At 63.1% G+C, this 23572-nt stretch carries 21 protein-coding genes and 1 pseudogene; 12 read left to right on the top strand and 10 right to left on the bottom strand.

Translation table 11 applies throughout. The features are described from left to right. Position 1: 1 nt before the first annotated feature. Positions 2 to 223, bottom strand: a pseudogene (locus HF916_RS42525) (DUF2000 family protein); the annotation flags it as partial. A 360-nt stretch (positions 224 to 583) separates the two neighbouring features. On the opposite strand from HF916_RS42525, the gene HF916_RS42520 reads away from it, so the two are divergent. The 5 genes from HF916_RS42520 to HF916_RS42500 all read left to right on the top strand — a co-directional run bounded on the left by HF916_RS42520 (position 584) and on the right by HF916_RS42500 (position 4486). Next, a complete protein-coding gene (locus tag HF916_RS42520) occupies positions 584 to 982 on the top strand; it encodes a VOC family protein (RefSeq protein ID WP_168794649.1) in 399 nt (132 codons plus the stop codon). 112 nt (positions 983 to 1094) lie between these two features. Continuing rightward, a complete protein-coding gene (locus tag HF916_RS42515) occupies positions 1095 to 1766 on the top strand; it encodes a tat (twin-arginine translocation) pathway signal sequence (RefSeq protein ID WP_168794648.1) in 672 nt (223 codons plus the stop codon). A 122-nt stretch (positions 1767 to 1888) separates the two neighbouring features. After that, positions 1889 to 3475 carry a GMC family oxidoreductase gene (locus tag HF916_RS42510; RefSeq protein WP_168794647.1) on the top strand — a complete coding sequence of 529 codons (1587 nt, stop codon included), beginning with the start codon at positions 1889 to 1891 and terminating at the stop codon, positions 3473 to 3475. Between the two features lie 147 nt (positions 3476 to 3622). After that, positions 3623 to 3973, top strand: a complete 351-nt coding sequence (locus HF916_RS42505; protein WP_168794646.1) for a ribbon-helix-helix domain-containing protein — start codon at positions 3623 to 3625, stop codon at positions 3971 to 3973. Positions 3974 to 4105: 132 nt separating this feature from the next. After that, entirely contained in the window at positions 4106 to 4486 is a 381-nt protein-coding gene (locus HF916_RS42500) for a DUF5594 family protein (RefSeq protein ID WP_168794645.1), read from the top strand. Positions 4487 to 4545: 59 nt separating this feature from the next. Here HF916_RS42500 and HF916_RS42495 read toward each other — a convergent pair whose 3' ends face one another. From HF916_RS42495 to HF916_RS42485, 3 genes are all read right to left on the bottom strand, one after another. Further along, on the bottom strand, positions 4546 to 6126 hold the full coding sequence (locus tag HF916_RS42495; protein WP_168794644.1) for a methyl-accepting chemotaxis protein: 1581 nt from the start codon (positions 6124 to 6126) through the stop codon (positions 4546 to 4548). Between the two features lie 22 nt (positions 6127 to 6148). After that, entirely contained in the window at positions 6149 to 7948 is a 1800-nt protein-coding gene (locus HF916_RS42490) for a methyl-accepting chemotaxis protein (protein WP_168794643.1), read from the bottom strand. Between the two features lie 292 nt (positions 7949 to 8240). Further along, positions 8241 to 9632 (bottom strand): PLP-dependent aminotransferase family protein, encoded by a 1392-nt coding sequence (locus tag HF916_RS42485; protein WP_168794642.1) that lies wholly within the window; start codon positions 9630 to 9632, stop codon positions 8241 to 8243. A gap of 351 nt (positions 9633 to 9983) precedes the next feature. Here HF916_RS42485 and HF916_RS42480 point away from each other — a divergent pair, with 351 nt between their 5' ends. From HF916_RS42480 to HF916_RS42450, 7 genes are all read left to right on the top strand, one after another. Beyond that, the gene (locus HF916_RS42480) at positions 9984 to 10466 is read left to right on the top strand and encodes an MSMEG_0572/Sll0783 family nitrogen starvation response protein (protein WP_168794641.1); all 483 of its coding nucleotides are present in this window, start codon (positions 9984 to 9986) and stop codon (positions 10464 to 10466) included. Between the two features lie 30 nt (positions 10467 to 10496). Next, positions 10497 to 11531, top strand: coding sequence for a Nit6803 family nitrilase (locus tag HF916_RS42475; protein WP_168795838.1), 1035 nt, complete (start codon positions 10497 to 10499; stop codon positions 11529 to 11531). Next, positions 11524 to 12594, top strand: a complete 1071-nt coding sequence (locus HF916_RS42470; protein ID WP_116119592.1) for an MSMEG_0568 family radical SAM protein — start codon at positions 11524 to 11526, stop codon at positions 12592 to 12594. Before HF916_RS42475 ends, HF916_RS42470 begins: the two co-directional genes overlap by 8 nt. A 2-nt stretch (positions 12595 to 12596) precedes the next feature. Next, positions 12597 to 13208: an MSMEG_0567/Sll0786 family nitrogen starvation N-acetyltransferase gene (locus tag HF916_RS42465; protein WP_168794640.1), complete on the top strand. Its 612-nt coding sequence runs from the start codon at positions 12597 to 12599 to the stop codon at positions 13206 to 13208. Continuing rightward, entirely contained in the window at positions 13205 to 14188 is a 984-nt protein-coding gene (locus HF916_RS42460) for a sll0787 family AIR synthase-like protein (protein ID WP_168794639.1), read from the top strand. Before HF916_RS42465 ends, HF916_RS42460 begins: the two co-directional genes overlap by 4 nt. Before the next feature lie 124 nt (positions 14189 to 14312). After that, positions 14313 to 14597 (top strand): MSMEG_0570 family nitrogen starvation response protein, encoded by a 285-nt coding sequence (locus tag HF916_RS42455; RefSeq protein WP_168794638.1) that lies wholly within the window; start codon positions 14313 to 14315, stop codon positions 14595 to 14597. A 26-nt stretch (positions 14598 to 14623) separates the two neighbouring features. Then, positions 14624 to 15913: an MSMEG_0569 family flavin-dependent oxidoreductase gene (locus HF916_RS42450; protein ID WP_168794637.1), complete on the top strand. Its 1290-nt coding sequence runs from the start codon at positions 14624 to 14626 to the stop codon at positions 15911 to 15913. 100 nt (positions 15914 to 16013) lie between these two features. Here the strand turns inward: HF916_RS42450 and HF916_RS42445 are convergent, their stop codons facing one another. The 6 genes from HF916_RS42445 to HF916_RS42420 form a co-directional block, all read right to left on the bottom strand. Next, positions 16014 to 18125: a phosphocholine-specific phospholipase C gene (locus HF916_RS42445; protein ID WP_168794636.1), complete on the bottom strand. Its 2112-nt coding sequence runs from the start codon at positions 18123 to 18125 to the stop codon at positions 16014 to 16016. Positions 18126 to 18206: 81 nt separating this feature from the next. Continuing rightward, a complete protein-coding gene (locus tag HF916_RS42440) occupies positions 18207 to 18533 on the bottom strand; it encodes a hypothetical protein (protein WP_168794635.1) in 327 nt (108 codons plus the stop codon). A gap of 264 nt (positions 18534 to 18797) precedes the next feature. Then, on the bottom strand, positions 18798 to 19652 hold the full coding sequence (locus tag HF916_RS42435; protein WP_168794634.1) for an alpha/beta fold hydrolase: 855 nt from the start codon (positions 19650 to 19652) through the stop codon (positions 18798 to 18800). A gap of 8 nt (positions 19653 to 19660) precedes the next feature. Beyond that, a complete protein-coding gene (locus HF916_RS42430) occupies positions 19661 to 21253 on the bottom strand; it encodes a benzoate-CoA ligase family protein (protein ID WP_168794633.1) in 1593 nt (530 codons plus the stop codon). Positions 21254 to 21362: 109 nt separating this feature from the next. Then, positions 21363 to 22958: a 3,4-dehydroadipyl-CoA semialdehyde dehydrogenase gene (locus HF916_RS42425; protein WP_168794632.1), complete on the bottom strand. Its 1596-nt coding sequence runs from the start codon at positions 22956 to 22958 to the stop codon at positions 21363 to 21365. An 8-nt stretch (positions 22959 to 22966) separates the two neighbouring features. Next, complete coding sequence (locus HF916_RS42420; RefSeq protein ID WP_168794631.1) at positions 22967 to 23434, bottom strand: DUF4863 family protein; 468 nt, start codon at positions 23432 to 23434, stop codon at positions 22967 to 22969. Positions 23435 to 23572 lie beyond the last annotated feature (138 nt).

The following is a 23572-nucleotide window of genomic DNA, read 5'->3' as shown; positions in this document are numbered from 1 at the left end:
GGCGAAACGCGCGCAGCAAACCCGCGTTGTCCGCCTGATACACCGTCATCGGCTGGCTGAGCAGCGGTGCGTGCCGGCGGCCCGCCGCGTCCTCGTACGGCTCGCCCATGGCCTCCGGGGCGGCGCCCGCGATGCCTGTCGCGAGAAACGCGGTCACATTGAGTTTTTGCCAGACAGCGAGATCGTCCAGCACGATGATCGCGACTTTCGTATCGAATTCCATAACGCACTACACTCCACAACATTTAGAAAGACGCCCAAACCCGATCTTGTGGAAACTCGGCGCGCGTGTGCATGCCCATCGGGCAAAAACGAATGGGCTTCACCGGATACGCGTTAGCACAACATCGACGTCGGGTTTTGCCTAACGCCATTCGGCGCATGCCTGCTTGAATGGCCCGGCGTGCTGCAATGCAATCTGACGTAACGCCATGTCCATCGCTGTTTGCGCCGTTGACGCGCGAACGAAGTCCCCTCAATCGACGCTCCTGCAACATAGGGCAAGTCTTTGGCGCGATTTAGCCGTGCATTACCACTCGCGTGTGCGGCCTCCTAAACTTGATTCAACCAGGAGGGGACACCGATGGCCAAACTCATTCACACGATGATCCGTGTGCAGGATCTGCCGCGCTCGCTCGCGTTCTATCAAAAGGCTTTCAATTTCGACGTATCGCACCGGCTCGATTTTCCGGACTTTACGCTCGCCTATTTGCGCAACGCCGAAGCCGATGCCGAGATAGAACTGACCTGGAATAAAGGCCGCGAGGAACCGTATTCGCACGGCGATGGCTACGGTCACGTCGCTTTCGTTGTCGACGATGCGAAAAACGAACGGCAGCGTCTGCTCGATCTCGGCATGACGCCCAACGATCTGCGCGAGTTTCACAACGATAGCGGCGAGTTGCTGGCGCGTTATTTTTTCATTCAGGACCCTGACGGTTACAAAGTTGAAGTGTTGGAACGCTACGGCCACTATCAATAGTAAAAGTAATCCGGTGGCCGCCGCGCGGAGTTGTAGTGCCCCACAAGCAACCATCTTGGATGGGACCGGAATAAGGCGTAAAAGCGCCAACTCTGGTCGACAGGAGACAACCATGAAGACAACGGTCATCCCGATCGTCGCGTCCGATCACGCACGCCATGAGCATCCTCACGAACACAATCATGAACACGGCGACGAGCATCGCGCGGCGAATGCTGCCGCAGCCGCATTGCGCATTCCACTCACGCGCCGCGAGCTATTGAGAGGCACAGGTGTGCTGATGGGCACGCTGGCGTTCTCGTCGGTGCTGTCGACATTCGCGCCGAGCCGCGCGTGGGCGCTCGAACTGCAAGGGCTCGACACGCACCAGGGCGAAGTGATTCTGGCCTTCACGCGGCAGCTCTATCCGCACCCCACGCTCGACAACGCGGTCTACGCGCTGGTGGTCAAGGACCTCGACGCGAAAGCGAAAACCGATCCGGCGGTACGTCAGCAACTTGCGGACGGCGTCAAACAACTCGACGCGCAAGCGGGTTCCGACTGGCTCAAGCGCACGCCCGCGGACCAGGCGAAAGACGTTGCGGCGCTCGCGGGCACGCCGTTCTTCAACACGATACGCAGCACCGCGGTGGTTTCGCTGTACGCCAACACCATGGCGTATGCGCACTTCGGCTACGGCGCTTCGGAAGGCGACGGCGGCTACCTGACCAAAGGGTTCAACAGCCTCTCGTGGCTGCCCAATCCGCCGGCCGCCGCCAGCGGCCCAATCCCGACGGATAGCTAATCGCGACGACAGCTTTGCATGGGGCAGGAGTAAGCGCTATAGCGCCAACTCCTGCCGACAGCGTTGCATGGGACCAGAGTAAGCGCTGAAGCGCCAACTCTGGTCGACAGCGGAGGCAAGACATGAATCAGGACAACAACAAGGTGCGTTTTTCGCACAACGACGACAAGGTCGTCGTGATCATCGGTTCGGGTGCGGGCGGTGGCACGCTCGCCAACGAGTTGGCGCAGAAGGGCATCAACGTCGTCGTATTGGAAGCGGGCAAGCTGCATACGCAGGCCGATTTCACGACTGACGAATGGGGCTCGTTTCAGATGCTGTCATGGCTCGACAAACGCACCACGTCGGGCACCTGGCGCATCGCCAAGGACTTTCCGAATCTGCCCGCGTGGATCTGCAAGACGGTGGGCGGCTCGACCACGCACTGGGCCGGCGCGAGTCTGCGCATCCAGCCGTACGAGTTCAAGGCGAAGACGACCTACGGCGATATCAAGGACGCCAATCTGCTCGACTGGCCGCTCACGCGCGAAGAGCTCGATCCGTACTACGACCGTGCGCAGCAAAAGTTGGGCGTGACGCGCACCAACGGTTTGCCGGGCCTGCCGGGCAACAACAACTTCAAGGTGATGTCGGCCGGCGCGATGAAAGTCGGCTACAAGGAATGCAACACCGGCCACATGGCGATCAATAGCGTGGTGCGCGACGACCGCGCACATTGCTTCCAGCGCGGCTTCTGTTTTCAGGGTTGCCGCACGGGCGCGAAGTGGTCGACGCTCTACACCGAATTGCCGCGCGCCCAGGCGACCGGCCATATGGAGTTGCGCACGCAGGCCCAGGTGGTGCGCATTGAAACCGACGCGCGCGGCAAGGCGAAGGAGGTGCTCTACTACGATGGCAACGGCAAATTACAGCGGCAGAAGGCGCGCGTCGTCGCGGTGGCCGGCAACTCGATCGAGACCCCGCGGCTTTTGCTGAACTCGCATTCGAGCAAATTCCCGCAAGGGCTCGCGAACGGCTCGGGCCAGGTGGGCCGCAACTACATGCGTCACACCACGGGCTCGGTGTATGCGGTGTTCAACGACAAGGTGGAGATGTTCAAAGGCACCACGATGGCCGGCATCATCGAGGACGAAGCGGTGTTCAATCCGCAGCGCGGTTTCGCGGGCGGCTATCACATGGAGACCGTGTCGCTCGGCCTGCCGTTTTACGCGGCCTTTCTCAATCCGGGCGCATGGGGGCCGACCTTCAGCCAGGCGATGGATCAATACGCGTACACGGCGGGCATGTGGATCGTCGGTGAGGATATGCCGCGCGAGAGCAATCGTGTGACCTTGAATACGGACGTGAAGGATCAGTACGGCCAGCCGGTCGCCAACGTGCATTTCGACGATCATCCCAACGACGAAGCGATGCGCGAGCACGCGTTCAAGCAGGGCACGGCGGTGTACGAAGCGGCGGGCGCGAAGACGGTGTATCGCGTGCCGCCGTATCCGTCCACGCACAACCTCGGCACCGCCCGCATGAGCGCACGCGCTGAAGACGGGGTGTGCAACCGCTTCGGCCAGACGCATGAAGTGTCGAATCTGTTCATTTCGGACGGCAGCCAGTTCACCACCGGTGCCGCGGAAAATCCGACCCTGACGATCGTCACGCTGGCGATCCGTCAGGCGGATCACATCGCGGGGCAGATGAATAAACGCGTGGTGTAAAGCGGTTCGACGGGGCAGGCGCGGCGTTCGGGTTCGATGCGATTGTCGGGCGGCGGAGGCCGGCGTATGTTGACGAAGGCGGGCGGCGTGCCGTGGCTGCATGAAAAGCGCCACGGCGCGCGTGCCCGGAAACAAGGAGCAAACGTTATGTGTGGGATATACATCAACGCCGATCCGATCCTGTACGAATCGCGCACGCGCTCGTTGCGCATTCACGGCGTGATCACCACGGTGCGGCTGGAGAATCTGTTCTGGGACGTGCTGCACGAAATCGCCGCGCGCGAGAGCATGACGACCAGCCAGTTCGCCGTGAAGCTCTATGACGAGCTGATCGCGTTGCGCGGCGAGCTGCCGACCAACTTCGCGTCGTTTTTGCGGGTGTGCTGTTTGCGCTATCTGTCGATGCGTACGGAGAAGGGCGCCAGCGCACCCGATGCGGTGCCCGAACTGGCGGCTGCCGTGAACGAAGCGAAGCCGCGAATTCTGAAGACGGTTTGATGCGGGAGGCCGACGCGAAGCGGCTGCTGCGGTTGCGCATGACCACGAGGCAGACATGCCGCGACTCAACAGGCGCGCGCCTACCCGCGTGCTACGATATCCAGCTCATCACGCATAAAGCTGGAGACCTAAATGCGTCCCGAGAGTGCCGCCCGTTTCGATGAAGAGTTCGCGCCTCGCATCGCCGAGGCTATTGCCGCCTGCTTCGCTACTACCGTGCAGACCAAAGTGCTGCCGTACGGCGGCCATGGGCATCCCACTCGCGTGCGGATTCACGCGGCGCCCATCGAAGACATGGGGCAGTACCCGTATCCGCTGAATCTGTATCTGACCTGGGACAGCGACGAAATCGAGCGACTGATGGGCGCGGAAGGGCCGTTGCGTTTCGCCGGCTATCTGGCCGCGTTGCCGCGCAAGCTCGCAGCCTGGAATCATGCGCGCGAACTGGATTTTCTCTCGCATACGCAGGCCGATCCTCTGGTGTTGATCGGCGGACTCGATTTCGAGTCGTAAGCGGCGCATTGCGCCGCTTCACCCTCGCACTACAACAGGCGCCGCGCGGCGCCACCCCATCAAGCCGCGGCGCCCAGCCTGAAGAAACTCACGCTTTGCACGAGCCCCGATGCCTTGCTTTGCACCGCATCGGCTGCGGCAGCCGCTTGCTCGACGAGCGCCGCGTTGCTTTGCGTCACCTGATCCATCTGCGTGACGGCATCGTTCACTTCCGCGATACCCGCTGCCTGATCGACGCTTGCCGTCGCGATCGATTCGACGATGCGCGTCACGCTGCCCGCGCTTGCCACCACGCCGTCCATCGTATTGCTCGCGTGATTGATCAGTTGCGTGCCCGCGTCGATCGTGGCGACCGACTCGCGAATCAGCGCCTTGATCTCCTGCGCGGCATCGGCGGAACGTTGCGCGAGACTGCGCACTTCGCTCGCCACCACTGCGAAGCCGCGCCCTTGCGTACCGGCGCGCGCTGCTTCGACGGCGGCGTTGAGCGCGAGGATATTGGTCTGCGCCGCGATCGCTTCCACCACCGCGATGATATCGACGATGCGCTTGGACGCCGCGTCGATCTGGCCCATCGTGCGTACCGCGTCGCTCATGACGGCGCCGCCTTCGCGTGCGGCTTGCGCGGCGGTTTGCGCGAGCGTGGTGGCCTCGCGTGCGTTGGCGGCGTTGCGCTGAACCGAGTCGGTGAAATGCTGCATCGACGCGGCGGTTTCTTCGAGCGAGGCCGCCTGCTGTTCGGTGCGCGCGGACAGATCGAGATTGCCCGCGGCGATCTCCTGCGTGGCCGACGAAATCGTAGTCGCGCCTTCACGAATCTCGCTGACGATATACCGCAAGCGCTGGTTCATGTCGTTGAGCGCGATGAGCAACTGGCCGGTTTCGTCGCGGCTCACCACGGCCACGTCCGCGCGCAGATCGCCTGCCGCAACCGCTTGCGCGACGCCCACGGCCTGCCTGACCGGCAGCGTGATGCTGCGGCTGAGAAACCAGACCGCGAACGCACCGACGCCGAGCGAACCGATCACGACCGACAGCAACAGCGCCGTGGCGATCGTATAGGAGCGTTCCGCCGCTTCGCTCGTGCGCACGCTGGAGTCCTGCGCCTGCTGCATCACACTGGCGACGATGTCGTCGATCGCGGCGGTCGGCGCGCGGTCGATGCCCTTCACGAGAGCGTCGACCACGTGCGCGGTGTTCGGATCGGCGGCGTCGTAATGCTTGAGCGCATCGAGGTAACTGTCCTGCAGCGAAGCGTGCGTGGCGAGCGCCTTGTCGACGCCGTCCACGTTCGCGCCCAATGCGCTCAACTGATCCTTCAGGCGCAGCAGGGCGGCGTGCGTCGTGCCGCTTTCCTTGCTGAAGGCATCACGGTATTTGGCGAACGCGGCCGGATCGGCGCCGCGCAGCAACAGGTCCTTCCATTCCTGCACCTGCTTCTTGAACTCGACCTGCGCGACGCGCGCCGTATCGGCGGCTTGCGCATATTGACCGAGCGATTGCGCCGACTCGATTTGCAGCGCATGCGTTTTCGACAACGCGTGCCAGCCTTCCAGACCCACGATCATCGTCGCGGCCAGCAACACCGCGCCGAGCAATGCCAATTTAACGGCGATCTTCAGATTTCTATAGAACGTCACTGCGATGTCCCAGAGGTAGCGATTAGTCGAGCTTGAATTGCGTCACCGCGCTTGCGAGGCTCACCGCCTGGCTTTGCAGCGCGGCGGCCGCCGCCGTGGATTCCTCGACCAGCGCGGCGTTCTGCTGAACCATCTCGTCGAGCTGGCTGACCGCGCGGTTCACTTCCTGAATGCCGCGCGTCTGCTCGTTGGCGGCCTGAGTGATTTCGGAAATGATGGTCGTCACGTTGGCGACGTTGCTGACGATCTCCGTCATCGTTTCGCCAGCCTGGCGCACCTGGCCCGAACCCGACGTGACGCTCGCCACAGTCGATTCGATCAGCGCCTTGATTTCCTTCGCCGCCTGCGCGCTGCGTTGCGCGAGGCTGCGCACTTCACCGGCCACCACTGCGAAGCCGCGGCCCTGTTCGCCCGCGCGCGCGGCTTCCACCGCGGCGTTCAACGCGAGGATGTTGGTCTGGAACGCAATGCCGTCGATCACGCCGATGATGTCGGAGATCTTCACCGACGCATGCTGGATCTCGCCCATCGTCGCAATCACTTCGGAGATCACGACGCCGCCGCGCGAGGCGACCTGCGAGGCGGACACCGCGGTATCGTCGGCCTGCTTCGCGGCGCTTGCCGATTGCGTGACGGTCGAAGTGATTTCTTCCATTGACGCGGCGGTTTGCTGCAAGCTCGCCGCCGCGGATTCCGTGCGGCCCGACAGATCGACGTTGCCCGCGGCGATTTCATTCGCGGCCACGCGCACCGATTCGCTGGCGTCGCGAATCTGGCGCATCACGTGGCTGAGTTTGTCGATGAAGGTGTTGAACGAACGCGCGATTTGCGCGACTTCGTCGTTGCCGACGGCCGGCAGGCGTTGCGTGAGGTCGCCTTCACCGGAGCCGATGGCATCCATCGCATCGCGCACTTTCGACAGACGCTGAAACGACACGGCAGTGAGCGCCGCCACGACCGCGGCGGCGATGCCGGCGATCACGATCAGCGCGATCACCGAAACGGTCAGCAGCGAACGCATGCCGGCGGTCGCTTCGGCTTTATCGAGTGCGACGACCGCGTACCAATCCGTGCCGGGAATCGCTTGTGCGCGCATCAGCTTCGTGCTGCCGTTCACGTCCATTTCGAGCGGACGGTCGGCGCTGAAGAGGGCGGCGAGCTTGTCGCTGGTCAGGCCCGGCGCCACGTCGGAGACCGGCTTCAAGGTCAGCTTCGGATCGGGATGCGCGACGATGTGGCCGCTCGCATCGATCAACATGCCGAAGCTCGCCGGCGTCGGATGAATCGCCTTGACGTTGGCGATCACGCTGTCCATCGCGACGTCGCCGGAGACCACGCCTTTCACCGCGCCGTCGCGCACCACGGGCGCGGCGAACGCCACCACCAGCTTGCCCGTGCCTACGTCCACGTAAGGCGGCGTGACCACCGGCTTGCCCGCTTCCGCTGCCTGCTTGTACCAGGGACGGCCGGTCGGATCGTAGTCGGGCGGAATGTTGGTCGGGTCGGAGAATTTCGCCGTCTTGTCCGCATAGCCGACGTACACGTTGGTGAACTTGCCGGCCGCGGCGATCTGCTTCAGCGCGGCGGATGGATCCGGCTGCAGCACCGCGTCCTGTAGCGAGTTGATCATCTGGCTGTTGGCGGCGACCCAGTCGCCGATGCCGTCCGCGTGACCGCTTTCGACCGCAGTCAGACTGCTGTCGATGGCATCGGCGTTATACGAGTTGGCGACCACATAGTTGAGAACCGCGTTGGCGGCGAGCGCGACCACAACGATAGCGACGCACAGGGCGACGATGCGCGCGCGAATGGAGGTGAACATGTCGGGAGTCTTTCGGAGTGAGCGGTGAGCCGGAGTCGGAGTCGGTGAAGCGGGGGCCTCACACGGTGTATACGGCTTCAACATGTGGGACTTGAGCGGGAAATGCTTTCAATTGCTCACCAACGGCGGGTGGGCCGTGCGGGGCGGCGTGTCGAGTGCACGCGAAATTTTTCTTGCGTGTCGGCTTTTTCAATGCGCGCGGAAACAGCGCGTCTTTGCGCGCTTATCAACAGCTTGCGACGCGTTGTATTCATATGACAATAACGCTGACTGCCGTCGCCTAAGGATCGCTTCACATCACCGGCGAGTGCAGATGATGCGGATGATCGAGTGTCTCCGCGACGATGCGCAGCGCCTCTTCGCATTCGTCGCGCGTTTTCGATCCGCCGAGGCAGACGCGCATGGCGTTGGGCGGATTGCCATCGGTCGAAAAGGCGGCGCCGGCCACGGCGGCGATGCCCTGATTACGCAACTGCAACGCGAGCTCGGACGCGCTCCAGCCGCTTTCCATCGGCACCGGCAACCACAAATGAAAGCCATCCGGATGCGCTTCGTAAGGCCACGCTTCGAGCATGCGCGAGGCAATGGCCTGGCGAGCGCGCGACTCGTTGCGAATCGCGTTGAGCATGTCAGCCGCGGTGCCGTCCACGATCCACTGCGTCGCGAGCGTGACCGTGAACGGACTCGCCATCACGGTGGTGGCGCGCAATGCGCCGGCTAGCCGCTGCGTTTGTCGCGGCGTCGGCGCATGCAGATGCGCGACGCGCAAACCGGCGCCGAAACTCTTCGACAAACCAGTCACGTAATACGTCAGTTCGGGCGCGAAACTCGCGAGTGCATCGGGCGCGTTCTGCGGCAGCATCGCGTAGGCATCGTCTTCGATGATCGGCACGCTGTAGCGCAGCGCCACGTCGGCGAGCGCCTCGCGCCGTTTGTGCGTGAGCGTGAGCGTGCTCGGATTCTGCAGCGTCGGATTGCAATAGAACGCGCTCGGCTTGTCGGTCTTGCAGAGCGCCTCGAAGGCGTGCGCGAGCGGCCCTTCGTCATCGCGCGGCAACGCTTGCAGACGCACACCGAGTTGCGCGGCGATTGCCTTGATGCCGGGGTAGGCGAGTGCATCGAGGCAAATGGTGCCGCCGGGCCGCGCGAGCTGTGAGACGAGCGCCACCAGCGCGCTATGGATGCCGGGGCACACCAGCACGTTCTGTGCGTCGCAATGCGGCACACGGCGCCTCAACCATTCGGCGCCCGCGTCCTTGTCGGCCGCCGAGCCGCCGAAGTCCTGATAACGCAGTAACTGATAAGGATCGCTATCGGCCATCTGCCGTGCGGCGGATTCGCGCAGCCGCATCGCGTAGTCGGGCGGCTCGGGCGGCGTGTTCATCGACATCTCGATGCTGCTGCCACCCGCGAGCGGCAAAGTGGCTGTACGGCCGCGCACGAACGTGCCGCTGCCCGCGCGCGAATCGAGCAGGCCACGCTTGCGTGCTTCGGCGTAGGCGCGCGCCACGGTCGTGTAGTTCAGCGCGAGTTCCAGGGCGAGATCGCGCAGCCCCGGCAAGCGGTCGCGTGGACGCAGCCGCCCGGTGGCGAGATCTTCTTCGATCAGATCGGGAATCGCCAGATAGGCCGGCTTGCGAATGTCGGCGAGACGTTTGATCCAGTGATGTGTCGGGCTGCTCATTGGTTTCGGGTCTCTATTCACGTTGAAAAAACTTGATCGCATCTGCATGCGATCAATGATCGGATTGATCGACCGTGGTGAATGACTGCACCACGCCGACACGTACGTATGCGCGAATCGCACATGGCTGGTGCGGTAACGCCGCGCCAACGGCGTTCGCGCTGATTGCCTGGGTCGTATGCAACCTTCGCGCCCAAAATTTTTCGAGTCGCACTTCGAATCGAGACGGAATTGATTGCTGATTGATCGCATTCGCGCGGCCGATCAATGGCACGGCCGTTGCATTGGAAGAAGCGCGCACAGCTTGAACGCGCGCCCTCTTTTACTTAGCAAACCTGATCGGAGAGTGTCATGCCAGCCGTCAACAAACCGCTGCATCAGAAAGGCGATTACCTTGTCGACTACGAGGAGAAAGTCTTCGAAGACGTGAAAGCCGAGCCGGGCGAGAAGGCGCTCGTCACGTTTCATACGGTCGCGTTCGAAGGCTCGATCGGTTTCGTCAATATGCTGCAGGCAACGCGCCTGCAACGTAAGGGCTTCGAAACATCGGTGCTGCTGTATGGACCGGGCGTTACGCTCGGCTTGCAGCGCGGCTTTCCGACACTCGGCGATGAAGCATTTCCCGGCCACCTGAACTTCAACAAACAATTGATGAAGTTCATGGAAGAGGGCGGCAAGGTCTACGCGTGCCGCTTCGCACTGCAGGCGCTGTATGGACACGGCGAAGCTTCGCTAATCGAAGGCATTCGGCCGATCAGCCCGCTCGACGTGCTCGACATCCAGTTGCTTCACCGTAAGGACAATGCGTTGGTCATCCACACATGGACGGTCTGACGACAGTTTGACGAGAGGCAAGTGACCACCATGTCCGACAAACGTATCGTGCGCGCCGCAGCGGTTCAGATCGCACCCGACTTCGAGCGCAGCGGCGGCACGCTCGAGAAGGTTTGCGAGGCCATCGGGAAAGCCGCACGCGAAGGCGTGCAACTGATCGTGTTCCCCGAAACCTTCGTGCCGTATTACCCGTACTTCTCTTTCGTGCGGCCACCGGTCGTGTCCGGCGCCGAACACATGAAACTCTATGAAGAGGCCGTGATCGTGCCGGGCCCGGTGACGCAGGCGGTGGCCGAGCAGGCGCGTTTGCATCGGATGGTGGTGGTGCTCGGCGTCAACGAACGCGATCACGGCAGTCTCTACAACACGCAGTTGATCTTCGACGTGGATGGCCGGATCGTCCTCAAGCGCCGCAAGATCACCCCGACGTTTCATGAACGGATGATCTGGGGGCAGGGCGACGCTTCAGGTTTGACGGTGGCGAATACGGCGGTTGGACGTGTCGGCGCGCTGGCCTGTTGGGAGCATTACAACCCGCTCGCGCGCTATGCGTTGATGACACAGCACGAAGAGATTCATTGCAGCCAGTTCCCCGGTTCTCTCGTGGGGCCGATCTTCGCCGAGCAGATCGAGGTGACGATCCGGCATCACGCGCTGGAGTCGGGATGCTTCGTCGTCAATGCAACGGGATGGCTCACCGAGGCGCAGATTGCTTCCGTGACGCCGGATACGAATTTGCAGAAGGCGCTGCGGGGCGGCTGCAATACCGCGATCGTGTCGCCGGAAGGCCAGCATCTCGCCGAGCCGCTGCGCGAGGGTGAGGGCATGGTGATCGCCGATCTCGACATGGCCTTGATCACCAAGCGCAAACGCATGATGGATTCGGTCGGTCATTACGCGCGGCCCGAATTGCTGAGTCTCGCGATCAACCGGCGGCCCGCGGAAACCGTGGCGCCGATGCCGGCGTGGCCGGCCGCATCGAGTGTCGATTTCAATTCAACCGAAGGAGGATGCGATGAACGCCAGCGAGTCGCTGTCGGCGCAGAGCCGGCAATTGATGACTGAGTTGCAGTCGACCGGTTTGCGGCTCGTGTCGCCGGATGCGGGCGCGGCGAGCCGGCGCGGTGGCGCGGGTCCGTCGGATCACAAGGCGGTAACGGTGGACGGCGTGACGATCATGGTGCCCGTGCATACGAGCACCGCGTGGCACTCGCCATTCGTCGCGCAGACGCCGGACGCGAGCGGGTCGAGCGCGCTATTGCGCGGCACGATTCCAATCGCCAACATCAGCTTTCCGAAGGCGCCGCGTTTCTACGGCATGCAGACGCTCGACGGCGTGCCGTACTCGCATATCGCCGCATTGCATAGCGCGGACGTGCTTGCTACGACCGTATTGCAAACCTGCATTCGCTACGAGAGCCGGCGCAAGAGTTGCAAGTTCTGCGCAATCGGGCAGTCGCTCGCGGCGGGCCGCACGATTGCGCGCAAGACGCCGGAGCAACTCGCGGAAGTGGCGCGTGCGGCGGTCTTGCTCGACGGCGTAAAGCATATGGTGCTGACCACGGGCACGCCGCCCACGCCGGATCGCGGCGCGCAGATTCTGTGCGAGAGCGCGTTCGCGATCAAGGCCGCGGTCGATCTGCCGATCCAGGCGCAATGCGAGCCGCCCGACGACGACCGCTGGTTCGCGCGCATGAAAGCGAGCGGCATCGACACGCTCGGCATGCATCTGGAAGTGGTGACGCCCGCTTTGCGCGAACGCATCATGCCGGGCAAGGCGAGCGTGCCACTGTCGCGCTACATGGAAGCGTTCAAGTCCGCCGTCGCCGTATTCGGACGCGGCCAGGTCAGTACGTACATTCTCGCGGGGCTCGGCGATAGCGCGGCAGCGATTCTGGCGATGTCGCGCGAGTTGATCGAGTTGGGCGTCTATCCGTTTGTCGTGCCGTTCGTGCCGATCAGCGGCACGCCGCTCGAAGATCATCCGGCGCCTACGCCCGAATTCATGAAGTCGGTGTTGCAGCCGCTTGGCGGCATGCTCAACGCCGCGGCCATGCGTTCGAGCGATATCAAGGCGGGCTGCGGTAAATGCGGCGCGTGTTCGTCGCTGTCGTCGTACGAGGAGTGATCATGTTCGGTGAAGCGATTGCAGGCGAGGCGCTGGATGGTGACGTCGATTTCGCGCCGTATGCGCCGAACGAATTCCGCATCAAGTGGACCACGTTGAATTGGGAAGCCGAAGCGGCATTCAAATTGCGGCGGGCGGTGTTCTGCATCGAGCAAGGCATTTTCGCCGCGGATGATCGTGATGATATCGATCCGCACGCGCAGCAACTGGTGGCCGTCAGTTGTCTTGGCGGCATGCCTGAGCAGGTGGTCGGCGCCGTGCGGATTCATCGCGATCACGACAACGTGTGGTTCGGTTCGCGGCTCGCCGTGCACGCGGCGTTTCGTCGGCATGGAAAGATCGGCGCGACGCTGATTCGTCTTGCGGTTAGCAGCGCACATGCGTTGGGCTGTGAGACGTTCCTAGCGCATGTGCAGAGCCAGAATGTGCCGCTCTTTCGCGCGATGCACTGGGACGTGCTCGCGGAGGAAACCCTGCTGGGCAGGCCGCATCATCTGATGCAGGCGCAATTGGACCGGTATCCGCCGTGTGTGACGCCCTTTGGCGGTTTCGTCACGCGGACGCAAGCGCAAGCGTATTCGCGTCGTCCCGAGCCCGTGCGGAGTGCGGCATGACCGTCGCCGAACTCGTCGCCAGCTTGCGCGAAAGCCGTGGGTTCCGTCACAAGACCGATATCGTCGACGTGGTCGGCGCGCTGGCGAAGCGTTTGCCTCGCGGCACGCACGATCTCGCGCAAGCCGTGGCGCTCGGCGACGACTGCGCCGCGCTCGCCGATGGCGACGGCTATCTGCTCTTCGCCATCGAAGGCATGGTCAGCGATTTTGTGAGCGCCATGCCGTGGTTTGCCGGCTACAGCAGCGTGATGGTCAACGTCAGCGATATCTATGCGATGGGCGGACGGCCGCTGGCGGTGGTGGATGCGTTGTGGAGTCCGGGCATCGGCGCGGCCGACGAGGTGCTGGCGGGCATGGCGGCGGCGTCGGTCGCGTATGGTGTGCCGATTGTCGGCGGCCACACGAATACGCGCAGCGACGCGGCGCAACTGGCGGTGTCGATTATCGGCCGCGCCAAGGCGTTGCTGTCGAGCTTCAACGCGAAACCGGGCGACAGTCTGATGATGGCGATCGATCTGCGTGGCCGTTTTGAAGAACCGTATCCGTTCTGGAATGCTTCGGTGGATGCACCGGGCGAGCGTTTGCGGGGCGATCTGGAACTGCTGCCTCAGTTGGCGGAAAGCGGCCTGTGCGATGCCGCGAAAGATATCAGCATGGCGGGTACGCTCGGCACGGCGTTGATGTTGCTCGAGTGCTCGCGAGTGGGGGCGCGGATCGATCTCGCGCGCATTCCCAAACCCGGCGGCGTGGCGCTGGAACGCTGGGTGACCGCGTTTCCGAGTTTCGGCTATCTGTTATCCGTGCGGACCGAGCATGTCGATGCCGTGCAGGCCCGGTTCGACGCGCGTGCTCTCTCCTGCGCCGTGATCGGTTCCGTTGATGCAACGAGCCAGGTGGTCCTGCATCAGCGGGACGATGTTGCAACGTTGTGGGATTTTCAGCGCGAGCCGTTCATTGTCGGGAAGGGTGACGTGACATGAGCGCGTTGTGCACAGTCAACCCGCGCGGCGGCGTCGTGCACACGCTCGAACTGGCGACGGTTTTGACGATACATGGGCACGACGCGATAGTGTTCGTACCTACCCATTGATTCGAGGAGTAGCGATGCCTGTCATGCACTTTCGCATTCAATGGCCCGATGGCGACGAAGCGAACTGTTATTCGCCCTCGCTCGTGATCGGCGATTTTTTCACACCGGGCGAGGCCTACGAGCTGGAGGATTTCGTCGCGCGATCGCGGCAGGCGCTAGGTATCGCGTCCGAGCGGGTGCGCGAGAAATATGGCTTTGCCTGCTCGGCGGCGATGGACCAGCTTGCGCAGATCGAGCGCGATGCGGCGCGCTTTCGCGATCGGCCGGACGCGACCGTCAAGGTCATCGAATTCAGCTAGGTGCTTATTCTTTCAGAGGACGCATCATGTCAAATCCAGCACATCACGCGCGCGCCGAGGGCCATTACAGCGTGCTCGTCATCGGTGGCGGACAGGCGGGTCTATCGGTCAGCTATTACCTCAAAGAGGCCGGCATCGACCATCTGGTCGTGGAAAAGAACACCGTGACGCACACGTGGCGCGAGCAGCGCTGGGACGCGTTCTGTCTGGTCACGCCGAACTGGCAATGCGCGCTGCCCGATTATCCGTATCGTGGCGACGATCCGCACGGCTTCATGAGGAAGGACGAGATCGTGGCGTACCTCGACGGCTTCATTGAACATGTCGATGCGCCGCTGATGGAGCGTACTGAAGTCAAACGCGTCAAGCAGCGCGACGACGGCGTCTACGCGATCAGGACGACGCAGGGCGATTTCACCGCGGATCAGGTCGTGGTGGCCTCGGGCGGCTACCACACGCCGATCGTGCCGCGACTGGCCGAGCGCTTGCCCGCGCGAATCGTGCAACTGCAGTCGTCGGCGTATCGCAACCCGCAGGCGCTGCCTGATGGCGCGGTGATGGTGGTCGGCACCGGGCAATCCGGCGCGCAGATCGCGGAAGATTTGCATCTGGCCGGCCGGGAGGTGGTGCTGGCGGTCGGCGAGGCGCCGCGTTGCGCGCGCTTCTATCGTGGCCGCGACGTGGTCGACTGGCTGGCCGACATGCAGTACTACGATATGCCGGTCGAAAAGCATCCGTTGCGCGAAGGCGTGCGCGACAACACCAATCACTACGTGACGGGACGCGATGGTGGCCGAGATATCGATCTGCGCAAATTCGCCGCCGAAGGCATGGAGTTGTACGGCCGCCTTGACGATCTGCGCGACGGCCACTTCCATTTCTCGCCGACGCTCGCGGCCAATCTCGATGCGGCGGACGATACGTATAACCGGATCAACGTGAGCATCGACAGCTTCATCGAGAAGCGCGGTATCGACGCGCCGAAAGGTGGCGCGTACGAAGCTGTCTGGCGTCCGGCACAGGAGCGCAGCACGCTTGATCTGGAAGCGAGCGGCATTGCCGCGATCATCTGGTGCATCGGTTTTACGCCGGACTTCAGTTGGCTCGATGCACCCGTGTTCAACGGTCGCGGTTATCCGGCGCATACGCGTGGCATTACGCCGATCGACGGCTTGTATTTCGTCGGCTTGCCGTGGCTGCATACGTGGGGCTCGGGGCGTTTCTCCGGCGTCGCGCGCGATGCGGAGTTCATCGTGCACGCGATTCGCGAGAAGGCACGCGAGCGCGCGTCGTTATCGGCCGCCGTTGCCGCATGACGTTGCTCGGCGCAAGGGCTAAGGATGGCGCAAGAAAAAACGGCCACTGCGTTCTTCATCGCAGCGGCCGCTGTATTTCACCGAAACGTTCGGCTAAGGCTTAGCTCCCCAGCGCCGGATCGCTCATGCTGCTCTTGCCGGTTTCCACGTGTCCGGCAAAACGCCGCGCGAACAGCGGATCCGTATTGGCCGTAATGGCCAAATCGTACCAACCATGGGCGTTACGCAGATCGAGGTAGATCTGGTCGGTATCGCCGCCGCGCACCGTATGCCGGATCACATTGTTCGGGTCGTACGCGTTGATGATTTTGAACTGGCAAGGCGCGCTGCCCACGTTCTCCAGGCGCAATTGCAGATTGCCGTTCGCGACGTCATAACCTTCCTCAACTTCAGGCCGCGCGATGTCGGAGCCGTTCCACCAGCTGCGCGCGACCGGCTTGCCCGCAAACCGACGCAGAAAGCCATTCGGACCGTACACGGTGAAGTCGTAGCTGCCGTCGGCGTTCAACGGCAACACGTCCTGCAGGCGCTTGCCCGCTTCGACCGTATAGGTGCGCGGCGCGTCGAGACTGTGAGCGGCGTAGACGAGAAACACCGCGCCGGCGCGGCCCGTGTTGACGAAGCGCATCGTGAGCTGGTTGGTCGCGCCCTCGCCATGCACGCGCACGAACAACTCGTAGGGCAGCGCGCGAGCAGGGCGCACGCCGGGTTCCTGCTTCGGCACGGCCTGCAGGGCGGGCGGCAGCGGGACGTAATCCGGATGACGGTTCTGATCGGGCGGCACGTAGCCGCTCGTGCCCGGCAGTGTCGGGAAAGCGTCGTTCGGGTTGCTGAAGTTGAACGCCGACATCAGATCGCCGCACACCGCGCGGCGCCACGGCGTGATGTTCGATTCGCCGAGATTGCGCTCGTGGCCGAAACGCTTTTCGATGAAACGGATCACCGACGTGTGGTCGAACAATTCCGAGCATACGTAGCCGCCTTTCGACCACGGCGACACCACCAGCATCGGCACACGCGGTCCGAGTCCGTACGGGGCGGCGGGAATCTTCGCGTCGCCCGGATAGATTTCGTTGCTCGTGTCGACGGTGGACAAACCATTCGCGCTCGACGACGGTGCGAACGGCGGCACCATGTGATCGAAGAAGCCGTCGTTCTCGTCGTAGTTGATCAGCAGCACCGTCTTGCTCCACACCTCGGGATTCGACGTGAGAATCTGCAAGACCTGGTCGATGTACCACGCGCCGTAGTTCGTCGGCCAGTTCGGATGCTCGGAGTAGGCTTCGGGCGCGACGATCCACGAGACTTGCGGCAATGCGTTGTTCTGCACGTCGCGCTTGAGGATATCGAAGTAGCCGTCGCCCTTCGCCGCGTTCGTGCCGGTGCGCGCGTTGTCGTAAAGCGGATTGCCGGGCTGCGCGTTGCGGTACTGGTTGAGGTAGAGCAGCGAGTTGTCGCCGTAGTTACCGATGTACGGGTTCTGCGTCCAGCCCCACGAGCCGTTCGCGTCGAGACCGGTGCCGATGTCCTGATAGATCTTCCACGAAATGCCCGCGTTCTGCAGCACTTCGGGATAGGTGGACCAGCCGTAGCCGAGTTCGGAGTTGTCGATCACCGGGCCGCCGCCGCTGCCGTCGTTGCCGACCCAGCCGCTCCACATGTAATAGCGGTTCGGGTCCGTCGGTCCCATCAGCGAGCAGTGGTACGCGTCGCAGATCGTGAAGGCGTCGGCGAGTTGATAGTGAAACGGAATGTCCTCGCGCGTGAAATAGGCCATCGTCGTGGCGCTTTTGGCGGGCACCCATTGATCGTAGCGGCCGCCGTTCCACGCCGCGTGCGTGCTGGTCCAGTCGTGCGCGAGATCCTGCAGGAATTGCAGACCCAGATTCGGCGCGCTCGGGCGGAACGGCAGCACATAACCGGCATCCGCCGCGAGCGGCTGATACCACACGGGCTTGCCGTTCGGCAGATTGACCGCGCGCGTGTCGCCAAAACCGCGCACGCCCTTGAGCGTGCCGAAGTAGTGGTCGAACGAACGGTTTTCCTGCATCAGCACGACGATGTGCTCGACGTCGCGGATCGTGCCGGTCTTGTTGTTGGCGGGAATGGCGAGTGCGTTGCGAATGCCCAGAGGCAGCATGCTCAGCGCGGTGGCGGACCCGGCTGCATGCGCGGCGGAGCGCAGAAAATCACGGCGATTTTTTGATGTCATGGTATTGGCTTTCGATCTTCGGTGAAGGAACGATGCACGCAACACGCGAGACTCGCCCGCGCGTCGCGTGACGCGCGAAACTCAGTCGACGGTGTGGATAACAGGTGTGGCGAGCGGCGTCGACGCGGCGGCGGACCATGCCGGGTCGGCGCTTGATGCAGGTAGTGCGGGGGTTTGAATCGTAACGGCAGCGGGCGCGGGTGAAGCGGAGGACGGATTCGCCGACAGCACTACGGCGGCGTTGCTGTCGCCGGCGGAACTCTCGGTAGAACTAACCGCGCGCGTATCGGGGTTTTTGTCGTCGTCGTTGCCGCATGCGCCGAGCAGCATGCACAGCGACACGGCGGCCAGTGCGGCCGCCAAACGTTTGCGATGCAAGGTAATCGACGGGTTCGACACAACAGACATGGCAATGTCTCCGGCACGGGGAAGATGCGCCAGGGCATCCATGTGCCCAGGTCAGCGATGCGCAAGAATAGTCGCTTACCTGTGTAACTTTTGTGAAGATGTGGAAATTTGGGTATTTGTTGAGAATTGGGCGGCCGTCAATCCTGGATCGCGACGATGGCTTCGACTGCTGTTGACGCTGGGTTTGTCGACGGTGATCTGAGCGGTTTGCCGGCAGTCGCGCTGTTGCGCGGCGCGTCGAGAAGACGCGCCGCGATCATGCGCTCAATGGTCAAAGCTCACCGCGTTGGAAACGAATGCCGCAATGGCTTCGTTCAGCGGTTGCGGCGCATCGCGATGCGGCGAGTGCCCGCAAGCGTCGAGCTTGACCCGTTGCGCATGCGGCACGTGTACGGCGATCGTATCGATCTGGGCCATCGTGCCGTAGTTGTCGTCGTGGCCTTGCACCGCGAGCAACGGCTTGCGGATCGATGCCAATTCTTCTGCAATCGACCACTGCCTGAAAGCCGGATTCAACCAGATGTCGTTCCAGCCATAGAACGCGGAATCGACGTCCGCGTGATAGCGGCTGAGCTTGCTGCGCAGGTCGGTGCTTTCGTAGAGTTGTTTGGTCTGCGCGATGCTTTGCACCGAAATATCTTCGACGAAGACATGCGGCGCAATTACCACCGCACCGGCCAATTGTTCCGGATGGAGCGCTGCGTACAGCAGCGTGATCGAGCCGCCGTCGCTATGGCCGATTACCCACATGCGCCGGCGTTCGCGCGTGTCGATATGAAGTGCGTCGAGCAAAGCGGGCAGGATATCGCGAGCCTGCGCGGTCATGAAATTGACGGGCCACTTCACCTCATGCGGACGCGGCGTGGAAAGTCCGTAGCCGGGCCGCGAATAAACAAGCCCGCGCATGCCGAGCCGTTCGCACAGCGCTTGCGGCCAGTCGCGCCACATCGCGATCGAACCGAGACCTTCATGGAGGAAGACCGCGATCGGCGCGTCGCCGACCGCTTCATTCACCCAGCGATACTCGATGCGCGACGGCCCATGCGACGCGGTAGCAGGCAAGTCAGCGAACTCGCTGGCGGTGGTCGCTGCAACGTTGCCAATGGCGGGGTTCTGCATAAATCACCTTATGACTGCTCGCGCAGTTTGAAGCGTTGAATTTTTCCGGTGGCAGTCTTCGGCAGATCGTCGACGAACACGATATCGCGCGGATATTTATGCGGCGCGAGCCGATCCTTCACGAAAGCCTTCAACTCATCCGCGAGTATCTCAGAGGCCGCGAATTCACGCTTCAGCACCACGAACGCGCGAGTTTTGACGAGGCCGCCGTGATCGACGCCGACCACCGCCGCTTCGAGCACCGCGCCGTGCTGTACCAGCACCATTTCCACTTCAACGGGCGAGACGTACTGGCCGCTTACTTTGAGCATGTCGTCGCTGCGGCCTGCGTAGACATAGCAGCCGTTCGCCAGCCGGCAGTACTTGTCGCCGCTGCGAATCCATTCGCCGAGAAAAGTCGCGCGCGTCTTCTCGCGGTTGTTCCAGTACATCACGGCCGCGCTCGGCCCTTTGATATACAGGTCGCCGACTTCGCCATCGGCCACCGCATGACCGGCATCGTCGCGCAACTCGACTTCGTATCCCGGCACCGGGCGGCCCGTCGTGCCGTACTCGACCGCGCCCGCGCGATTGGACAGGAAGATATGCAGCATTTCAGTCGAGCCGATGCCATCGAGAATCTCGCAGCCGAAATGCGCGGTGAAACGCTCGCCGATTTCGCGCGGTAACGCTTCGCCCGCCGACGTGCAGATGCGCATTGCGACGTCGGCGCGTGCAGGCAGGCTGGGCGACACCAGCATGTTCGCGTAGAGCGTGGGCACGCCGTAAAACACCGTCGGGCGATGTTTGACGAGGCGCGTGAAAATCGCGTCGGCGGTGGGACGCTCCGCCATCAGGATCGCCGTGGCGCCGACCGACAGCGGGAACGTCAAGCCGTTGCCGAGACCGTACGCAAAGAACAGCTTGGCCGCGGAGAACACCACGTCGCTCTCGGCGATACCGAGGATCGGCTTCGCATACAGCTCGGCGGTCCAGTACAGGTTCGCATGCGTGTGGACGGTGCCCTTCGGTTTGCCGGTCGAGCCTGATGAATACAGCCAGAAGGCGATGTCGTCGCAACCGGTTGCCGCAGCTTTGGCGGCAGGCGCTGCGGCGTCGATCAGTTCTTCAAGCAACGGCGCGAGAAGCGGCTCGCCTTCGCACGGCTGCGAGACGATCAACTGACAACCGTCATGTTCGGCGGACTCCAGCGCCTGCGTCACGTTCTGCACCAGCGCACCCGAGGCGATCACGGCGCGCGCGTGGCTATGCGTGAGCATGTACACATAGTCGGCGGGAGTGAGCAGCGTGTTCGCGACCACCGGCACGACGCCCGCGTAGAGCGCGCCGAGAAAGGCAACCGGTAGGGCGATGGTATCGAGCATCACGAGCAGCACGCGCTCTTCCGAATGCACGCCGAGCGTGCGCAGCGCGCTCGCGAAGCGCCGCGCGCGTTCGTCCAGGTCACCGTAGGTCGTGCTGCCGGTGTCGTCGATATAGGCGGTCTTGGCGGCGCGTGTTTCGTTCAGCCGAAACAGGTAGGCCGCGAAATTGAATAGCGCGGGCGGCGGTTCGACCGTCGCGGCGGGCTGATTCGCTGCCTTGTCCAACAGGGCTTCCATGTGTCTCCTCCATCGGGTGGGCGCGGTCCGGCTGTTGTGTGCTCATGATCCGCTCGATGCTGTCAGGCTAGTGTGCTTGCTCGGTCCTTATCGTTAAGCTCGTGCGCCGTCACACCGTGGGCAAATGAGTCGCTTGCGTCAACGTATCGATTGCGGCGCTCGCTGCCTGGATGGCCGAACGGCGGTGATAGAAACCCAACGCGCGCAAGCCGCCGAGTTCCTCGCCGCCGCCCGCGCGGCCCGGGCCGCCGTGCAGCGACATCGGCATCACGTTCCCATGACCCGTTTGACTCTGCTGGACCGAAGGTGAAATGGCATGCACGCGACCGTGCGAATCCGCAAGTTCCAGTGCAAGGCGGCCGAGATGTGCTTCATCGTTCGAATAGATCGAGGCGACCAGCGATCCCTGGCCGCGTCGCGCGAGAGCGACGGCGTGCGCTTCGGGCAGTGCGTTTGCATGGGTGGCGACGCGATAGGGTGCCACGCTCGCCACCGGGCCGAATACTTCGACGTCGTGCAGCAGCGTCGCGCTATCTGGATCGTTGACCACGAACAGATGCGGCGCGATGCAAGCCGCGATGTCGGCGTCCGCGTCGATGAGCGGCACAGCGGAGCCGTCGTAAGCGAGCACCGCTTCTTCGCGCAGCGCCGCGATGCCAGCCAGCACGTTTTCGTATTGCTCGCGGCTCACGAGCGAACCCATGCGCACGGCGTCATTACGCGGATTGCCGACGGTGATTTTCGCGAGCTTCGCCTTGAGTGCTTCGAGCACGGCTTCAAGTGCGGTCTCGGGGACGAACGCGCGCCGGATCGCCGTACATTTCTGCCCGGATTTCACGGTCATTTCCCGCACTACTTCCTTGATGAAGAGGTCGAAGGCGGGTGTGTCGGGCGTCGCGTCGGCGCACAGAATCGCGCTATTCAGGCTGTCGGCTTCGACGTTCAGACGCGCGCCGCGCTGCACGAATGCCGGATGCGCGCGCAACGTGGCGGCGGTTTCCGCGGAGCCCGTGAACGACACGACATCGAAGGACTGAATCTGATCGAGCAGGCCCGCCGAGCTGCCGCAAATCACCGAGAGCGCGCCGGGCGGCAGAATGCCCGCATCGATTACATCGGCGACCATGCGCTGGGTGAGCCAGGCCGTCGCCGTGGCGGGCTTGACGATGACCGGCACGCCGGATAGTAACGCCGGCGCGGCTTTTTCCCACAAGCCCCACGACGGAAAATTGAACGCATTGATCAAGAGCGCGACGCCGCGTGTCGGCGTCAGCACGTGCTGCACGCTGAACGATTGGTCCTTGCTCAGCGAGACGCTGTTGCCGTCGCGAAGTGCATGCACCTCGCCGAGCGACGCGCCGAGTTTCGCGTAATACGACAGCGTGAAAATGCCGCCGTCGATATCGACGGCCGAGTCGTTGCGCGTGGTGCCCGAGTTCGCGGTGGCGATCGCGTAGTAGTCGTCGCGTTTCGCTTGCAGCAGCTTGACGATATCGGCGAGGCGGGCGGCGCGTTGCGCGTAGGTCAATGAACGCAACGCGGCGCCGCCGTCTTCGCGGGCAAAGGCGAAGGCGCGTGCGAGATCGAGGCCTTCGCTCGATACACGCACGAGCGCAACGCCGGTCACCGGATCGGTGAGCGTGACGCCCGCGCCGCCGCCGGCGATCCACTGGCCGGCCACATGGTTCTTCAAGAGTTCGGTCATGGCAATGCTCAGGCGGGAGTGAATTCGATTGCGCCTTGCGGCAGGAGATACAGCACCAGCGCCTCGCCGTTCGCCACCGTCGGACGATGCGCGGAGCCGGGCTCGTACACGCACCAGCCGGCCGGGTGGCCGTCGAAGGTGGCGCCTTGGGTGAGCGGCATGATCAGATCGATCTCGCCGTTCGGGTGAACATGATGCGGACCGGCAATATCCTTCATATCGACGACGTCGACGGAAAAGCCGTGGGTCTCGGGCAGCGCCTTGAAGATGCGGCCGTAGCGAATGCCGCCGCCTTCGCGGTTGCATAGCCAGCCTTCGGTGACGCCGGTTCGGCACGCTTGGGCGAGCTCGCGGAACGCGTCGCCGCCGGCGGGATAGGCGTCGTTCAGCCAGTCGGCCAGCTTGCCGTCGAGCGGCCGGCCGGCGAGTTGCTCCGTGACGCCCGCGATCAGGCGCTGGAATTCATGTGGGGACATGCGAGCCTCCAGATCAGTGCGTTCGACCACTACACGCACGTTAATGCATGCGAGTCGTCGCGCCATCTCCGTGACGCTGCCGAAAAATCTCGACAGCGTTTGTTATTGGATCAATATTTGGCGAAAATTAACCGTTCA

This window comes from Paraburkholderia aromaticivorans, from assembly GCF_012689525.1.
Taxonomy (GTDB): Bacteria; Pseudomonadota; Gammaproteobacteria; order Burkholderiales; family Burkholderiaceae; genus Paraburkholderia; species Paraburkholderia aromaticivorans_A.
Note: the sequence above shows the minus strand (reverse complement) of the source record. Positions and strands in the feature narration are given on the sequence as shown.